The sequence below is a fragment of the Streptomyces sp. NPDC088252 genome, from assembly GCF_044740965.1.
In the GTDB taxonomy this organism is placed as follows: Bacteria; Actinomycetota; Actinomycetes; order Streptomycetales; family Streptomycetaceae; genus Streptomyces.
Map to the genome: position 1 here is coordinate 526,247 of NZ_JBIURS010000002.1, position 16,042 is coordinate 542,288.

A 16,042-nucleotide genomic window follows, 5' to 3' on the forward strand; every position below is an offset into this window, starting at 1 on the left:
GACAACGTGGTTCGGACAACTCTCTGCCCTGGTCAGACGGCGACGGCTTCTTCCAGCTCTTCCTCCAGCTCTTCCGCACCGCCCGCCCCGGTCGGGGCTTCGGCCCTGACGTGCCGCCCCCGTCCCTGCGCTCCCCCGGCCTCGACGGATCCGGCGAGGGCGGGAGCCATCTCCGTCGCGGTCTTCCGCCGCTTCGCCTCGGCCGCCCCCGCCAGGCCCATCACCGCCAGACCCACCACGAACCAGAGCGCCAGCACCAGCACCTGCCGGCCGAGCGCGTGTCCGCCGAAGTACACATGGCTGCGTACGCCCTCGACGAAGCCCGCACCGTTCCAGAACGAGTGCAGCGCACCGAAGAACCCGGGCTGCAGTTCGGGCCGGAAGATGCCGCCCGAGCTGGTGAAGTTGAGCATCACGAAGAGCACCATCACGCCGAGCGTCGTCCACCGCTTGAGGAAGGTGTGCAGCCCGACGCCTATCAGCAGAATGCCCGCCGAGTAGAGCCATGCCATCGCCCACAGACCGCCGAGCCCGTGATCCACGAGGCCGAACATCGGGCCGGCGAAAACCGCCCCGATCACGCTCACCACCAGGGATGCGGCGACCGCCAGTGCGGCCCTGATCCGCAGCCCCAGCACCGCGCCCGCGCCGCCGATCACCGCGACCGACGCGTAGGAGCCGATGCTCACCGCGACCAACAGGAAGAAGATGCCCTGGCCGGTCGGATCGCCCGCGGCCGTCGGTGCGGTGTCGGTCACCTTCAGCGGGTGCCCCTGCTCGGCCGCGACCTTGGTGAAGACCTTCTCGACGACCGTGGCGCTGGTGTCGGAGGACGCGCTCGCCACCAGCAGCTCGGGGTGCTTCCCCGGCAGGTAGGCGCCGTAACTCGCCTGGTCCCTCAGGTTGATCCCGGCGGCCGCGCGATCGGGGACCGTGCGCACGCTCAGCGCCCCGTCACCCTTGTCCTGCAGTGTCTGCGCGAGTACTCGCGCACTCGGCCCGGATCCGACCACGTCCACCCGCAGATCATGCGGCTCGGGGGCGTGGAACGCCCCGAGGTAGGCGAGCCCCATGCCGATGCACATCAGCAGTGGTGTGACGAGATGGCTCAGCACATGACGCAGGGCTGCGGCGGTGGAGCCGGCGGCGGCACTCGGGCCTGAGGACATGCGGAACACTCCAATAGTTGGCTTTTACAACTCTTAATCTGTTGTACTATACAACTGAAATCTCGAGGAAGGCGAAGGAAGGCGGATCAGTGCCAGGCACTCCCGGAGAACGCGAAGAATCGCTGGACGTCATCCAGCGCGAGCTCACCGCCTTCGCCCGCCGCGCGCGAGCCGCAGCGGCCCGCCTCCACCCGGAGCTGCCCCTGGTCTCCTACACACTGCTGGCCCACATCGACGACCGGAAAGGCTGCCGCGCTACGGATCTGGCCGCGCACTACATGCTGGACAAATCAACAGTCAGCCGACAGATCGGCGCCCTGGAGAAATTGGGGCTGATCGAGCGCCACCCCGACCCGGACGACCACCGCATCCAGGTACTGCACCCCACCGAGGCCGGAACCCAGGCGCTCGCCTCGACGCAGGCCAGCCGCCGGGCCGCCTACCAGGAGCGCCTCGCGGACTGGACGGCGGACGATCTCGCCAGGTTCGCGGAGTACCTGCTGCGCTACAACTCGGCAGGCGGCACGAGCACAATCACCCCGCACGCACCGAAGACCTGAGCCGGCAGAACAGCGCGCGAACCACTCACCCCAAGCGCACATCCTCAAGCCGCTCCAAGGCCCTTCGCCCGGATCAGACCGGATCGTCGGGGCACGCGAGCCCGACATGGCCCGAACGAACGACCCGCACCGTCCGGGCGCGCCTCAACAGTGGCCATCGGAGGACAAATACGTCCTGGACCAGTGAGCAAGCTCCTTGAGCGCGGGCTCCATCGCGGCACCCGCCCGGGTCAGACGGTACGAGACCCGCAGCGGTGGCCCCTCGTCGACCTCTCGGACCACGAGTCCGGCCGCACCCAGCTCCGAAAGCCGGTCCGAGAGCATGCGTTCACTGATGCCCGGAATCGCCCGCCGCAGATCCGCGAAGTACACCGGCTGCTGCATCAGCACGGAGACGATCGGCCCCGTCCAACGCTTGCCGAACAGCTCGAACACGCGGGTGATGCCCACATCGACCCGCCGACACGCCTGCTCGCTGTGCTCCGCCATACACCCAGGGTACTGTGCCAGAGTGCGAAGCTTACGAATAGTAAGCCCCTGTGTTATTACTAGGTACGCATAAAAAAGAGGCTCACCACATCGGTGCGCCGCCACTCCCAGACATCCGTGGAGACCCCCGTGGCCACACTCCTGCATATCGATTCCGCCGTCTTCCCCGAGGGCTCCGCATCACGCGACGTCAGCGCCGCCTTCGTGCAGGCCTGGCGCGAGCAGCACCCCGACGGGCAGGTGGTCTACCGCGATCTCGCCGCCGCCCCGCTGCCCCACCTGGGCGCCGCGGCTGTCGCCGCCGGCGCCGAGGACCCGTTGCGCCGCGAGCTCGCAGACGAGCTGGCGGCGGCGGACGCCGTCCTGATCGGCGCCCCGATGTACAACTTCAGCATTCCGTCCACGCTGAAGGCCTGGCTCGACCAAGTGATCATCGTCGGCCACAACGCGGGCCCGGACGGCCCCGTGGCGGGCACCCCGATCACCGTCGTCGCCAGCCGTGGCGGCTCGTACGCCGCCGGCACCCCGCGCGAGGATGCGGAGTTCGTCCAGAACTACCTGGAGAAGCTGCTGACGAGCATGTTCGGTGCCGAGGTCGACTTCATCGTTCCGGAACTGACGCTGGCCCGGTCCAAGCCCGAGATGGCCGACCTCATTCCGCTCGCCGACGCCTCCCGCGACAAGGCGTTCGCCGCGGCTGCGGAGAAGGCCAAGGCTCTCGCCATCCGCCTCGTCGCCTGAACCGTTCGAGGAGGGCCGGGGCCCGGCGGTCAACGACTCCGGACGCCCCGGCCCCCTCGTGCACACGAGCACACTTCCCACACGCGGGAACGCTTCCAATCGGGCGTTTCACGTGAAACACGGCCCAACCCCCCGAGCCCGCCCCGCGGCCTTCTAGAGCCCCGCATCCCTCGCCAGCAACGCGGCCTGCACCCGGTTCTCGCACCCCAGCTTCGCCAGGATCCGGCTCACATAGGTCTTCACCGTCGCCTCGCTCATGTGCAGCCGCCGTCCTGCATCCGCGTTGGAGAGCCCCTCCCCGAGCAGCGCCAGCACCTCGCACTCACGCCCGCTCAGCGCCGCCACCCGCCGCCGCGCCTCTTCACCCCGGACCGCCGCCCGTCCCAGGGTCAGCTGATCCACCACATGACGGGTGGCACCGGGCGAAAGATAGGCGTCTCCGGCAGCCGCCGCCCGCACCGCCTGGATCAGCTCGGTCGGGGCGGTGTCCTTGAGCAGGAATCCGGCACCCCCCTGCTCCAGCGCCCGCAGGACGTTCTCCCGCTCGCCGAACGTGGTGAGCACGATCACTCGCGCCGTCGGCGCCGCCGTTCGCAGTTCCGCCAGCGCCGTGAGCCCGTCCATCACCGGCATCTGGATGTCGAGCAGCACCACGTCCGCCGCATGGGCACGGACCAACTCGATGGCTTCCCGCCCGTTCGTCGCCTCCGCGACGACCTCGATGGAACGGTCCGAGGTGAGGATCATGCGTATCCCGGCCCTGATGAGGGGCTCGTCGTCAGCGATGACGACTCTGATCGGCCGACCCGTCACTCGTACCCCCGTGCTCGTCCCGGACGCCTCACCTACTGGCGATCTCGTAGGACCTCTTCTCGATGAGCTTGCCGTCCCGGAAACAGAACCGGAACACCGGCTCGGTGTTGATGTTCGCACCCGTCTCCGAGGACATGAGAACCAGACACCGTGACCCGGCCGGCTTCTCGGGCCCCTCGCCGTCCAGCCCGGCCGCTATGAATGTATCCCCCGCGGGCAGCTCTTCCCGCACCTCGTCCTCCGCCGTGCCGATCCTGATCGACCGGTACTGACTCGGGTCGATCATCGCCTTGTCCATCTCCTTCACCATGAGGTACAGACCGAAGCCACCGGCCAGCACCAGGAGCACCAGGGCTCCCGCTCCTATCCCACAGCCCAGCGCGACCCCGCCGCCTGTCTTCCTTCCGCTGCCGCTCATCGCCAACTCCCGTTCGGAAACAGTCCCGTCCATGACCGGACCAGCGTTCCCCCGCAGGACCCCCTGCGACTGCTGCCGGAAGTCGTCCTCCGCGTCAACCATCGGCGTGACCGACATCCCGCCAGGCATGCCCTCGGCGCCGTACGGAAGCACACCGGCCACCCTGAAGCCGCCTCCCTCGATCCGGCCGGTGTGCACCATGCCGCCGACCAGCCGGGCCCGCTCGTGCAGACCGGGCAGCCCCTGGCCGCCGCTGACCACCTCGCCCGCCGGCCGCGCTTGCCGCTGTGGACCATTGACGATCTCGACGACGAAGGAATCGGGCTCGTAGCGCAGCTCGACCTTGATCTCCGCACCCGGCGCGTGCTTGTACGCGTTGGTCAATGCCTCCTGGACGATCCGGTACGCCGCATGGTCCGAGGCCGCCGCAAGCGTCCGGACCGTTCCCGTACGACGAAGCTCCACATCGCTGCCGGCGGCCCGCGCCGTCGCTGTCAGCTCCTCGATGCCCGCCGTGCCCCGCGCCGTGGGCTGCCCGCCCTCACCGCCCTGCGACGGCCTCTCGACACCGTCGCGGAGGATGCCGACGACCTCGCGCAGCTCGTGCATCGCATGGACCGAGGCGTCCCGCAGCACTCCGACCACTTCCCGCTGCCGCGCCGTCAGCTCGCGGTCGACCTCCAGCGCTCCTGTATGGACAGAGATGAGTGCCAGCCGGTGGCCGAGGCTGTCGTGCATGTCCTGAGCGATCCGCTGGCGCTCCATGAGTCGCGCCTGCCCGACGATCATGACCCGCTCCCGGACGAGCTGGGCATTACGTTCCTGCAGGGCGTGCAGCAGCGTCCGGCGCTGCGTCCAGTAGCGACTGGCGAGGCCGGGCACGAGTGTCGTCGCCAGGAAGTAGAGGGTGGTGAACAGCACCTGGGTCAGCGGCCGCAATCCGGCCCAGTTCACCACGACGGACAGACCGACGTAGACCGCGTAGGCAGCAGTGAAGGCCCCCAGAGCCCGCCCGGCTCCGGCGATCCGACGCCCGGAACTCCACGCCACCACCATCAGCAGCGGCGCGAAGCCATCGAAAAGCCCGGCCAGGGCTGCCGTGGCCACCAGCACGGTCACCGGCAGCCGTCGCCTCATCAGGGACAGCACCACGACCAGGGCCGAGACCGTCCACAGTCTCAGCTCACCGCTGCGCATCAGTTCTTCCGTCCCGGCGGCGAGCAGCCCGAGCACCACGGCCAGCACGGCCTCCCCGGCCGTCCTGCGCCGGGACCACAGTTCGGGTGCCGCACACCACTGCCACCCGGCCCGGAGCTTCGATATCGCATACACGCCCCGCACCCTAGGCAGCCCCCAGGCTCACGGCGCCCCCCTTTCGTCGCATCCACCCACGACGAAAGTAGCCCGCACCCCGCTGAGCCCCCGCCCGCCGCACAGAAGCCCCGGGGCACCCAGGAACACCGACGAACGCCAACCGGCACCCCGGCGCCGACGGACGTGGCCGACCATCGACGAAATATCGGTGTCCACCGGGGAACGAAGAAGCCCCACGGGCCGTTGGGCCTGTGGGGCTTCTCTCTTGTGCGCGAGGGGGGATTTGAACCCCCACGTCCCTAAGGACACTGGCACCTGAAGCCAGCGCGTCTGCCGTTCCGCCACTCGCGCAAGAGTGGTGTTTCCAGACTCTCTCACTGTTTGGTGCGAGCGCCTGGCGACATCCGGAAGATTAGCACGCTGGACAGGGTGGATTCACATCCGTTGTTTCACCGAAGGCCTGGCGGGAACCGGGAACGCCGAACGGCAGCCCCCACTCCTCCTCAGTGCACCCCTGGTGCGGGACACTGTCAGGAGGCCGCCTCTACGATCCGTGTGAGAGGTGACACTCATCCACAGGGCAGACAAGGGGAACCAGCCGATTTCCCGACGCGTGGATACGATCAGTAAGCAGTACAGGGACGACTACAACGGAGGAGGTGCCCCATGGGAGTCATGAAGCGTTTCGAGCAGCGTCTCGAAGGTCTGGTCAACGGCACCTTCGCCAAGGTCTTCAAGTCCGAGGTCCAGCCGGTCGAGATCGCGGGAGCCCTCCAGCGCGAGTGCGACAACAACGCAACGATCTGGAACCGCGAGCGGACCGTCGTCCCCAACGACTTCATCGTCGAACTCAGCACCCCCGACTACGAGCGACTCAGCCCGTACTCCGGCCAGTTGGGCGACGAACTCTCCGGCCTGGTCCGCGACTACGCCAAGCAGCAGCGGTACACCTTCATGGGCCCCATCAAGGTCCATCTGGAAAAGGCCGACGACCTCGACACCGGGCTCTACCGGGTACGCAGCCGCACCCTGGCGTCGAGTTCGTCACAGCAGCAGGAGCCCCAGGGCCGGCCGGGACAGCAGGGCCAGCCCCCTTACCCGGGCCCGGGGCGGACCCCGCAGCCCACCGGCGGCTACGGCTACCCGCCCAGCTCCGCCCCGCCCATGCCCGCGGCCCCGCCGCCGGGCGCCGGCAGGCCCGGAGCACCCAGTTCCGACCGGCACCCGCCGGCCGGACCCAGCCCCCTGCCGAACACGCAGGTGCGGCGCTGGATCGAGATCAACGGCACCCGCCATCAGATCTCCCGCCCGACGCTGGTGCTGGGACGCAGCACCGAAGCCGACGTGCGGATCGACGACCCCGGCGTATCGCGTCGGCACTGTGAGATCCGGACCGGAACGCCCTCGACGATCCAGGATCTCGGGTCCACCAACGGCATCGTGGTGGACGGGCAGCACACAACCCGCGCTACGCTCCGCGACGGCTCGCGGATCGTCGTGGGCAGCACCACCATCGTTTACCGGCAAGCCGAAGGGTGAAGCGGGGGCAATGTCAGAGCTGACCCTGACGGTCATGCGGCTAGGTTTCCTGGCTGTTCTGTGGCTGTTCGTGATCGTGGCCGTCCAGGTCATCCGCAGCGACCTGTTCGGAACGCGCGTCACGCAGCGCGGCTCACGCCGCACCGCGACCGACGCACGACCGCCCCAGGCGCGCCAGAATTCCGCGGCACCGCCGCAGCAACGCCAACAGCCCGGCCGCCAGCGCCGGGGGGCACCCACAAAGCTGGTCGTCTCCGAGGGCACCCTCACCGGCACCACGGTGGCGCTCCAGGGACAGACCATCACGCTGGGCCGGGCCCACGACTCAACGATCGTCCTGGACGACGACTACGCGTCCAGCAGGCATGCCAGGATCTACCCCGACCGTGACGGCCAGTGGATCGTCGAGGATCTCGGGTCCACCAACGGCACGTATCTCGACCGGACCCGACTCACCACCCCGACACCTGTTCCGCTGGGCGCGCCGATCCGGATCGGCAAGACCGTCATCGAGCTGCGGAAGTAGTACGACAATGAGCGAGCGGAGCGAGCGAGTCGCGGCGGCCCGGGCAACGGACCCGGCCCGGCTCCCGACCGGAGGGTGGGCAGTGTGGCTCGAGACCGGCTGTACCCCGAGCCGACGGGCGAGGTGCGTATGAGTCTTTCCCTGCGCTTCGCCGCCGGATCGCACAAGGGCATGATCCGGGAAGGCAACGAGGACTCCGGCTACGCCGGTCCGCGCCTTCTCGCCATCGCCGACGGCATGGGCGGCCAGGCAGCCGGCGAGGTCGCCAGCTCCGAGGTGATCTCCACACTCGTCCAGCTCGACGACGACGTCCCGGGCTCGGACATCCTCACTTCCCTCGGTACGGCGGTCCAGCGTGCCAACGACCAGCTGCGCATGATGGTCGAGGAGGACCCCCAGCTCGAAGGCATGGGCACCACGCTCACCGCCCTGCTGTGGACCGGCCAGCGCCTCGGCCTCGTCCATGTCGGCGACTCCCGCGCGTACTTGCTGCGCGACGGCGTACTCACCCAGATCACCCAGGACCACACCTGGGTGCAGCGGTTGGTGGACGAGGGCCGGATCACCGAGGAAGAAGCCACCACGCACCCGCAGCGCGCCCTGCTGATGCGTGCGCTGGGCAGTGGCGACCACGTCGAACCCGATCTCTCCATCCGTGAGGTCCGGGTCGGCGACCGCTACCTGATCTGCTCCGACGGGCTCTCCGGCGTCGTCTCCCACCAGACGATGGAAGAGACCCTCGCCAGTTACCAGGGCCCCCAGGAGACCATCCAGGAGCTGATCCAGCTCGCTCTGCGCGGCGGCGGCCCGGACAACATCACCTGCATCGTCGCCGACGTCCTCGATGTCGACAGCAACGACACCCTGGCCGGACAGCTCAATGACACCCCGGTCATCGTCGGCGCGGTCGCCGAGAACCAGGCTGCACAGATGACTGCCGCCGAAAGCACAGCCGCCATGCAGACACCCGCCGGACGAGCGGCCGGCCTCGGCCGCCCCGTCCAGCCGCCCGCGGGTGGCTTCGGCCCGCCCGGAAGCGGCGACGGCGTCGGCTACGACGGGATGCCGGACGGCTCCTTCGACGCCTACACCGACGACGACTTCGTCAAGCCCGGTGGCGGCCGCAAGTGGCTCAAGAGGTCCTTCTACATCGTGCTCACGCTCGCCGTCCTCGGCGGTGGTCTCTACGGCGGGTACCGCTGGACACAGAACCAGTTCTACGTCGGCGCGAAGAACGAACACGTGGCGCTGTTCCGCGGCATCAGCCAGGACCTGGCGTGGGTCTCGCTCTCGGAGGTCGAGAAGGACCACCCCGAGATCGAACTCAAGTACCTCCCGCCCTACCAGCGCAAGCAGGTCAAGGCGACCATCGCCGAGGGCGACATCGCCTCCGCCCGCGAAAAGATCAGCGAACTCGCTGTCCAGGCATCCGCCTGCAAGAAGGACGCCCAGCGACGTGCGGCCGAGAAGGCCGGCTCCGACGAGGGCCAAGCCCGGGGTACCGGCTCGGACGTCACCAAGACGTCCGGTACCACCAAGACCAAGCCGACCGCAACTCCCACTCCTGGTCCCAGCCTCTCGGAGGAAGAGAAAAAGCTGGTCCCGCAGTGCGGTAAGCAGTAAAGCCGTAGGGGGCCTTCAGCACCATGAGCGTTGTCACCAACACGACCACGATCGGCGCGATCGACGCACCGAGCCGCCGCAACACCGAGCTGGGCCTGATGGTCTTCGCCATCGCCATCTCGGTGTTCGCGTACGCCAATGTCGGACTCGCCATGGACGGCAAGCTCCCGTCCGGCATGTTCGGATACGGGGGTGGGCTCATCCTGCTCGGCGGCGTCGCCCACCTCGTGGTGCGCAAATTCGCGCCGTACGCGGACCCGCTGCTGCTGCCGCTGGCGACCTTGCTCAACGGCCTGGGGCTGGTGCTGATCTGGCGGCTGGACCAGTCGCCGAGGCTGATCCAACGTGCGGAGTATCTGTACGGGTCGTACAGCCCCGACGCCCCCAAGCAGCTGCTCTACTCAGCTATTGGCGTGGCCTTCTTCGTCGCTGTGCTGGTGATCCTCAAGGACCATCGCATTCTTCAGCGCTACACCTACATCTCGATGGCCGTGGCGCTGGTCCTGTTGATCCTGCCGATGTTCTTTCCCGCGGTTAACGGCGCGAAGATCTGGATCAGCCTCGGCCCGTTCACGATCCAGCCCGGAGAGTTCGCCAAGATCCTGATCGCGGTGTTCTTCTCCGGCTATCTCATGGTGAAACGTGACGCGCTGGCGCTGGCCAGCCGACGCTTCATGGGGCTTTATCTGCCACGCGGACGCGACCTCGGACCGATCCTCGCCATCTGGGCCCTGTCGATCCTGATCCTGGTCTTCGAGACCGACCTCGGCACCTCACTGTTGTTCTTCGGCCTCTTCGTGGTGATGCTGTACGTCGCCACGGAGCGGACCAGTTGGATCGTCTTCGGTCTGCTGATGTCCGCGGTGGGCGCAGTGGGCGTGGCGTCCTTCGAGCCGCACGTGCAGTCCCGGGTGAACGCCTGGCTCGACCCGTTCGCCAAGGCGACGATGGCGCAGAGCGACCAGATCGCCCAGTCGCTGATGGCCTTCGGTTCCGGCGGCACGCTCGGCACCGGACTGGGACAGGGCCACTCCGACCTGATCATGTTCGCCGCCAACGCCGACTTCATCCTCGCCACCGTCGGCGAGGAGCTGGGTCTGGCCGGGATGATGGCCGTCCTGCTGATCTACGGCCTGATCGTCGAACGGGGCATCCGCACGGCTCTTGCCGCTCGTGACCCCTTCGGTAAGCTCCTCGCGATCGGCCTCTCCGGCGCCTTCGCCATCCAGATCTTCGTCGTCGCCGGCGGTGTCATGGGGCTCATCCCGCTGAGTGGTATGACCATGCCGTTCCTTGCGTACGGTGGCTCGTCCGTGCTGGCCAACTGGGCGCTGATCGCCATTCTGATCCGGATCAGCGACACCGCCCGTCGCCCCGCCCCGGCCCCCGCCCCGTCCTCCGACGCCGAGATGACCCAGGTGGTCCGACCTTGAACAAGCCCCTCCGCCGGATCGCGATCTTCTGTGGCGTCCTCATCCTCGCCCTGCTCGTGCGGACCAACTACCTTCAGTACGTCCGCGCCGACGAACTGAACAGCCGCGACGAGAACCGCCGCGTCCGCATCGAGCGTTACGCACACGAGCGCGGCAACATCATCGTCGACGGCAACCCCGTCACGGGTTCCGTCGAGACCAAGGGCAGCGACTTCAAGTACAAGCGGGTCTGGAAGAACGGCCCCATGTGGGCCCCTGTCACCGGTTACTCCTCGCAGGCCTTCGACGCGACACAGCTCGAAAGCCTTGAGGACGGCATCCTCACCGGCAACGACGACCAGCTCTTCTTCAACCGCACGCTGTCGATGTTCACGGGCGAGAAGAAGCAGGGCGGCAACGTCGTCACCACTCTCAACGGCGACGCCCAGAAAGCCGCCTTCAAGGGGCTCGGCAACAAGAAGGGAGCGGTGGTCGCCCTCGATCCCCGGACCGGCGCGATCCTCGCCCTCGCCAGCACCCCCTCGTACGACCCCTCGGTCTTCGCGGGCAACTCCAACAAGGACAGCAAGGCGCGGCAGGAGCTCCTGAACGACAAGGACAAGCCGATGCTCAACCGGGCATTGCGCGAGACCTACCCGCCCGGTTCGACCTTCAAGGTCGTGACGGCCGCCGCAGCCCTGGAGAACGGCCTCCATTCCGACATCGACGCCAAGACGGACTCCCCGCTGCCCTGGCGGCTGCCGCTGTCCACCGACAACCTCGCCAACGAGGGCAACATCCCGTGCGAGAACGCTTCGCTCCGCGAGGCGCTTCGGATCTCCTGCAACACCGTCTTCGGCAAGATGAGCGACGACCTCGGCAACGACAAGATGATCGAGGAAGCGAACAAGTTCGGCTTCAACAAGGAGATCTTCACTCCGGTCCGCGCCGTCGCGAGCGTCTACCCGAAGGACAACCGGCCGCAGAACGCCATGGCGGGCATCGGGCAGGCCTCCAACCGTGCCACCCCGCTCCAGATGGCCATGGTCGCCGCCGCGGTCGCCAATGACGGCAAGCTGATGCAGCCGTACATGGTCGCCCAACGCCAGGCACCCAATCTGGACGTGATCTACACCCACGAGAAGGAGCAGTTCAGCCAGCCGCTCTCGGCCGAGAACGCTCAGAAACTCCAGCAGATGATGGAGACCGTGGTCCAGAACGGCACCGGCCGCAACGCGCAGATCCCCAATGTCACGGTCGGCGGCAAGACCGGTACTGCCCAGCACGGCCTCAACAACAGCGAGAAGCCGTACGCCTGGTTCATCAGCTACGCCAAGACCAAGGCGGGATCCCCTGTCGCCGTGGCCGTCGTGGTGGAGGACGGCGCCGCGGTCAGCGATGACATCTCGGGTGGTGGCCTGGCCGCGCCGATCGCCCGGGACGTGATGAAGGCAGTCCTGGCACGCAGCAGGTAAGCCTTTCGCACCCTGCCTGCCCACTCGCACCCGGTCGTCGTACGCGTACGGCCGGGTGCGAGTGCGTGCGCGCATGATCTCCGTCACACCGAGTGCGGACTCCTTACCCTGCGGGGTCGGGGCTGGTTACGCCCCCAAGATCAACCAGTTGAGATGCACACGGCAAAGAATTCCGTTCACAAAACGGTCGGCGCTTTCCATCGAAACTGGCCAGTCCAGGGAGGGGTACCCACATGAAGAAGGCTTTTCCCTGCTCATAGCCGGCGTCTCCGCGGCTGCGGCCGTCACCATTACGACGGCCACTCCGGCCGCTGCCGACACCTGCATGTCCGGAGCGGACAAGGGCGGCTACGAGCTCTCCTTCAACTCGAACCAGAGCAGCGCATGGCAGGGGTGGGTCTGGAACGACCCCAGCTTCGGTGACGACTACTTCATGTGCCGGGGCAACGGCAGTGGCTACACCCAGATCGTAAAGAACAACGCGGCGTACATCGTGAACTGGAACAACTCCAGCAGCGTCCGCATTTACTACAACTCGAACTACCAGGGTGCGTACCAGACGTTCGGCAAGGTGTTCAGCAGCTCCTACGCCGGCCCGCTCAACAGCACGCTGAAGAACAACAACGCGTCCGCCCAGTACGTTTCGTAATGCCCGTCGGCGCGTTGCCGCCGGCCTCGGCGGCAACGCGTCGTTCCCACCCAGCGACCGGGACACGAATCAGGAATGCCACGCTCAGCTCCAGCAGGATGGTCCACCGCACGTCCGGCCATCACCCGGCGGATCGCCACGACCCTCGTTCTCATGGTCGGTGCGGCAGCGTGCGGCAGCGTGCGGCAGCGTGCGGCAGCAGCGGCGACGCGGAAGGCCCGGCCCAGCCCACGCGAAGGGCCTCATCGGTCGTCGAGGAGGCGGATCCCGCGCCGGTACGGGCCATCCCCAAGAATCCAGTGGCACGGGACCTGAAACTTCCTCTCGACACCTACATGATCGACAGTGCCCGGTCCCGGCAAATTTTCCTGGCAACCGAAGAGCTGAAGCAGAAATGCATGCGGGAGCAGGGATTCGACTACGTTCCCGAAAAACCCATCCCCCCGGCCGGACCGCTCGGAATCGAGTTGCGCTACGGAAGCGCTGACGCGAAGATCGCCGCCACGTACGGGTACCGGTTGCCACCGGAACGTGATCCGAGCGCGCAGAAGAAGCCGCCGACCGAGAACAAGGGGCTCTCGGACAAGGCATTCAAGGCGCTCACCGGGCTCAAGCCGGGAGAACGCCCGAAGGCGACCACTCTCGGGAACTCCGACCGCGGTTGCGTGGGCACGGCGGAACGAGAGCTGGCGGAGGGTGCCCCGGACATCGGCGATGGAATGGCCGCGCAGATCCTCTCCCAGGAAAGCTTCGTACGGTCCATGGAAGACCAGCGCGCCAAAAAGGTCTTCGCTTCCTGGTCCGGGTGCATGAAGGAAAAGGGCTTCGACTTCAAGACGCCCATGGACCCCGCGAAGGAATTAACCGCCGCGGGACCGCCGACCACTGCCGAGAAATCCACAGCGACGGCAGACGTGGAATGCAAGCAGAAGTTCAACGTCGTGGGTGTCTGGTACGCAACGGAGACGGACTACCAGAACGGCTCAATCCATGAGAATACCGACCAATTAAACAAACTGCGCATATACAACGAGACTGTAGTGAAAGCCGCATCATCTCTGAACTGACATGGTCAGAGCCGCTGCACGGCCCGTGCGGATGTCAACGACCCGCACCCGCCGACGCCCGCCGAGCAGGACCGTTTGTACCGGTCGCGTATCGGCTCCGGGCAGCGCCGGGTTTGATTTGCCTCGACGGGTACCGTATTCCAGGCACCCGTACGTGGACGGTTCAGGGAGAGGTCTACCGCTATGGAAGAGCCGCGTCGCCTCGGCGGCCGGTACGAGCTGGGCTCGGTGCTCGGTCGTGGTGGCATGGCCGAGGTCTACCTCGCACACGACACCCGGCTCGGCCGCACCGTAGCTGTGAAGACGCTGCGAGCCGATCTGGCCCGCGATCCGTCCTTCCAGGCCCGGTTCCGCCGTGAGGCCCAGTCCGCCGCTTCGCTCAACCACCCGGCGATCGTCGCGGTCTACGACACCGGCGAGGACTACGTCGACGGGGTCTCCATCCCGTACATCGTGATGGAGTACGTCGACGGGTCGACGCTCAGGGAACTTCTGCACTCCGGCCGCAAGCTGCTGCCCGAGCGCACCCTGGAGATGACCGTCGGCATCCTCCAGGCGCTGGAGTACTCGCACCGTGCGGGCATCGTCCACCGTGACATCAAGCCGGCGAACGTCATGCTGACGCGCACCGGCCAGGTCAAGGTCATGGACTTCGGTATCGCCCGCGCCATGGGCGACTCCGGTATGACGATGACCCAGACCGCGGCAGTCATCGGCACCGCCCAGTACCTCTCCCCGGAGCAGGCCAAGGGCGAGCAGGTCGACGCGCGCTCCGACCTGTACTCCACCGGCTGTCTGCTCTACGAGCTGTTGGCGGTCCGGCCGCCGTTCGTCGGCGATTCCCCGGTCGCGGTGGCCTACCAGCACGTACGGGAGGAGCCTCAGCCGCCGAGCAACTTCGACCCCGAGATCACGCCCGAGATGGACGCGATCGTGCTGAAGGCCCTCACCAAGGACCCCGACTACCGCTACCAGTCGGCCGACGAGATGCGCGCCGACATCGAGGCCTATCTCGACGGTCGGCCGGTCGCCGCCACTGCGGCGATGGGCGCGCCCGGTTACGGCGGCTACGAGGGGTACGGCAACGACCAGCCCACCACCGCGCTGCGCGCCGCGGACCAGAACGGCGCGCCCACGTCCATGCTGCCCCCGGTCAACCCGGACGACGGCGGCTACGGCTACGACGACCGCCCGGACCGGCGTCGCCAGAAGAAGAACAACACCTCGACGATCCTGTTGATCGTCGCCGGCGTCCTGGTGCTGATCGGTGCGATCCTGATCGGCCGGGCGGTGTTCAGTGGCAAGGGCGACAGCGGCAAGGTCGATGTGCCGAACGTGGTCGGCTCGACCCTGAAGGAAGCACAGAAGCTCGCGGACACCGCCGGCGTCGTCCTCAAGGTCGGCTCGCGCGAACCCTGCGAGGACCAGCCCAAGGGCAGGATCTGCAGCCAGAGCCCGACCCCGGACAACAAGATGGCGGAGAAGGACACCGTCACGGTCGTCGTCTCCACCGGTGCCCCCAAGGTCGAGGTCCCGGACGTCGTGGAGAAGACGGAGGACACCGCCCGCAAGGACCTCGAGGCCAAGGGCTTCACGGTGAACGTCACTGCGGTCGAGTCCGACAAGACCGCGGGTACGGTCGTCAAGCAGGACCCTGACGGTGGCACGAAGGCCGAGAAGAACTCCGAGGTCACGATCACGGTCGCCAAGGAGGCCACCCAGAAGGTGCCGAACGTGGCCGAGCGGGACTACGACGCCGCGGTGGCGCAGCTCAACGGCGTGGGCTTCAAGAACGTCTCCAGGACCGACGTCGATTCCGATAAGCCCGCGGGCCAGGTGATCAGCCAGAACCCGCCTGCGGACTCGATGCAGCCGCTGACCGCCCAGATCGTGTTGACGGTCTCGAAGGGACCACAGCAGCCGGCGCAGGTAGCGGTTCCCGAAGTCAGGACCAAGAAGGTCTCCGACGCCAAACAGCTTCTGGCTCAGGCCGGCTTCACGAACATCCAGTTCGCGAACGGCAGTTCCCCGGACGACAACGCCATCGTCTCCGGCATCGACCCACAGCCGGGTACCCAGGTGGACCCGAGCACTCCCGTCACACTCACGACAGTAGGCGGCAACGGGAACGGCAACATCTTCGGCGGCCCGTCCGGCGGGCGGCACTGACCCCGAACCGCACCGACCGCCATCGGGCCCCGGCACCTCAACGGTGACCGGGGCCCTTTGCCTGGCCGGCAGGCCACG

General features: G+C 67.3%; 14 protein-coding genes and 1 tRNA gene. 10 read left to right on the forward strand and 5 right to left on the reverse strand.

Annotated elements, in window-relative coordinates; translation table 11 throughout:
• Positions 1-32: 32 nt before the first annotated feature.
• Positions 33-1,169, reverse strand: coding sequence for a hypothetical protein (locus ACIOHC_RS06145; protein ID WP_351071986.1), 1,137 nt, complete (start codon positions 1,167-1,169; stop codon positions 33-35).
• 89 nt (positions 1,170-1,258) lie between these two features.
• Here ACIOHC_RS06145 and ACIOHC_RS06150 point away from each other — a divergent pair, with 89 nt between their 5' ends.
• Complete coding sequence (locus tag ACIOHC_RS06150) at positions 1,259-1,729, forward strand: MarR family winged helix-turn-helix transcriptional regulator (protein ID WP_365689444.1); 471 nt, start codon at positions 1,259-1,261, stop codon at positions 1,727-1,729.
• Positions 1,730-1,873: 144 nt separating this feature from the next.
• Here the strand turns inward: ACIOHC_RS06150 and ACIOHC_RS06155 are convergent, their stop codons facing one another.
• On the reverse strand, positions 1,874-2,218 hold the full coding sequence (locus ACIOHC_RS06155; protein ID WP_351071990.1) for a helix-turn-helix domain-containing protein: 345 nt from the start codon (positions 2,216-2,218) through the stop codon (positions 1,874-1,876).
• Positions 2,219-2,347: 129 nt separating this feature from the next.
• On the opposite strand from ACIOHC_RS06155, the gene ACIOHC_RS06160 reads away from it, so the two are divergent.
• Entirely contained in the window at positions 2,348-2,959 is a 612-nt protein-coding gene (locus tag ACIOHC_RS06160) for an FMN-dependent NADH-azoreductase (RefSeq protein WP_401841650.1), read from the forward strand.
• Between the two features lie 153 nt (positions 2,960-3,112).
• On the opposite strand, the gene ACIOHC_RS06165 is transcribed toward ACIOHC_RS06160, so the two are convergent.
• The 3 genes from ACIOHC_RS06165 to ACIOHC_RS06175 all read right to left on the reverse strand — a co-directional run bounded on the left by ACIOHC_RS06165 (position 3,113) and on the right by ACIOHC_RS06175 (position 5,855).
• Positions 3,113-3,772 (reverse strand): response regulator transcription factor, encoded by a 660-nt coding sequence (locus tag ACIOHC_RS06165; RefSeq protein ID WP_351071995.1) that lies wholly within the window; start codon positions 3,770-3,772, stop codon positions 3,113-3,115.
• A 28-nt stretch (positions 3,773-3,800) separates the two neighbouring features.
• Positions 3,801-5,522, reverse strand: a complete 1,722-nt coding sequence (locus tag ACIOHC_RS06170; RefSeq protein WP_365689443.1) for a histidine kinase — start codon at positions 5,520-5,522, stop codon at positions 3,801-3,803.
• 250 nt (positions 5,523-5,772) lie between these two features.
• Positions 5,773-5,855, reverse strand: a tRNA-Leu gene (locus ACIOHC_RS06175).
• 315 nt (positions 5,856-6,170) lie between these two features.
• On the opposite strand from ACIOHC_RS06175, the gene ACIOHC_RS06180 reads away from it, so the two are divergent.
• The 8 genes from ACIOHC_RS06180 to pknB all read left to right on the forward strand — a co-directional run bounded on the left by ACIOHC_RS06180 (position 6,171) and on the right by pknB (position 15,964).
• A complete protein-coding gene (locus tag ACIOHC_RS06180) occupies positions 6,171-7,043 on the forward strand; it encodes a DUF3662 and FHA domain-containing protein (protein ID WP_365689442.1) in 873 nt (290 codons plus the stop codon).
• Between the two features lie 10 nt (positions 7,044-7,053).
• Positions 7,054-7,569: an FHA domain-containing protein gene (locus tag ACIOHC_RS06185; RefSeq protein ID WP_351072003.1), complete on the forward strand. Its 516-nt coding sequence runs from the start codon at positions 7,054-7,056 to the stop codon at positions 7,567-7,569.
• Positions 7,570-7,698: 129 nt separating this feature from the next.
• Positions 7,699-9,192 (forward strand): Stp1/IreP family PP2C-type Ser/Thr phosphatase, encoded by a 1,494-nt coding sequence (locus tag ACIOHC_RS06190; RefSeq protein ID WP_351072005.1) that lies wholly within the window; start codon positions 7,699-7,701, stop codon positions 9,190-9,192.
• Between the two features lie 23 nt (positions 9,193-9,215).
• Positions 9,216-10,625 (forward strand): FtsW/RodA/SpoVE family cell cycle protein, encoded by a 1,410-nt coding sequence (locus ACIOHC_RS06195; protein ID WP_351072007.1) that lies wholly within the window; start codon positions 9,216-9,218, stop codon positions 10,623-10,625.
• Positions 10,622-12,079: a penicillin-binding transpeptidase domain-containing protein gene (locus tag ACIOHC_RS06200; protein WP_351072010.1), complete on the forward strand. Its 1,458-nt coding sequence runs from the start codon at positions 10,622-10,624 to the stop codon at positions 12,077-12,079. The genes ACIOHC_RS06195 and ACIOHC_RS06200 overlap by 4 nt, the downstream gene beginning before the upstream one ends.
• 325 nt (positions 12,080-12,404) lie before the next feature.
• The gene (locus ACIOHC_RS06205) at positions 12,405-12,728 is read left to right on the forward strand and encodes a hypothetical protein (protein ID WP_351072013.1); all 324 of its coding nucleotides are present in this window, start codon (positions 12,405-12,407) and stop codon (positions 12,726-12,728) included.
• Positions 12,729-12,898: 170 nt separating this feature from the next.
• Entirely contained in the window at positions 12,899-13,795 is an 897-nt protein-coding gene (locus ACIOHC_RS06210; protein WP_351072016.1) for a hypothetical protein, read from the forward strand.
• A 183-nt stretch (positions 13,796-13,978) separates the two neighbouring features.
• Positions 13,979-15,964: a Stk1 family PASTA domain-containing Ser/Thr kinase gene (pknB, locus tag ACIOHC_RS06215; protein ID WP_351072018.1), complete on the forward strand. Its 1,986-nt coding sequence runs from the start codon at positions 13,979-13,981 to the stop codon at positions 15,962-15,964.
• The last annotated feature ends 78 nt before the right edge of the window (positions 15,965-16,042 follow it).

Excerpts from the sequence above, each read along its gene's own strand:
- ACIOHC_RS06145 (WP_351071986.1), bottom strand. The coding sequence starts at position 1,169 with ATGTCCTCAGGCCCGAGTGCCGCCGCCGGCTCCACCGCCGCAGCCCTG.
- ACIOHC_RS06155 (WP_351071990.1), bottom strand. The coding sequence starts at position 2,218 with ATGGCGGAGCACAGCGAGCAGGCGTGTCGGCGGGTCGATGTGGGCATC.
- ACIOHC_RS06180 (WP_365689442.1), top strand. The coding sequence starts at position 6,171 with ATGGGAGTCATGAAGCGTTTCGAGCAGCGTCTCGAAGGTCTGGTCAAC.
- ACIOHC_RS06185 (WP_351072003.1), top strand. The coding sequence starts at position 7,054 with ATGTCAGAGCTGACCCTGACGGTCATGCGGCTAGGTTTCCTGGCTGTT.
- ACIOHC_RS06190 (WP_351072005.1), top strand. The coding sequence starts at position 7,699 with ATGAGTCTTTCCCTGCGCTTCGCCGCCGGATCGCACAAGGGCATGATC.
- ACIOHC_RS06195 (WP_351072007.1), top strand. The coding sequence starts at position 9,216 with ATGAGCGTTGTCACCAACACGACCACGATCGGCGCGATCGACGCACCG.
- ACIOHC_RS06205 (WP_351072013.1), top strand. The coding sequence starts at position 12,405 with ATGTCCGGAGCGGACAAGGGCGGCTACGAGCTCTCCTTCAACTCGAAC.
- pknB (WP_351072018.1), top strand. The coding sequence starts at position 13,979 with ATGGAAGAGCCGCGTCGCCTCGGCGGCCGGTACGAGCTGGGCTCGGTG.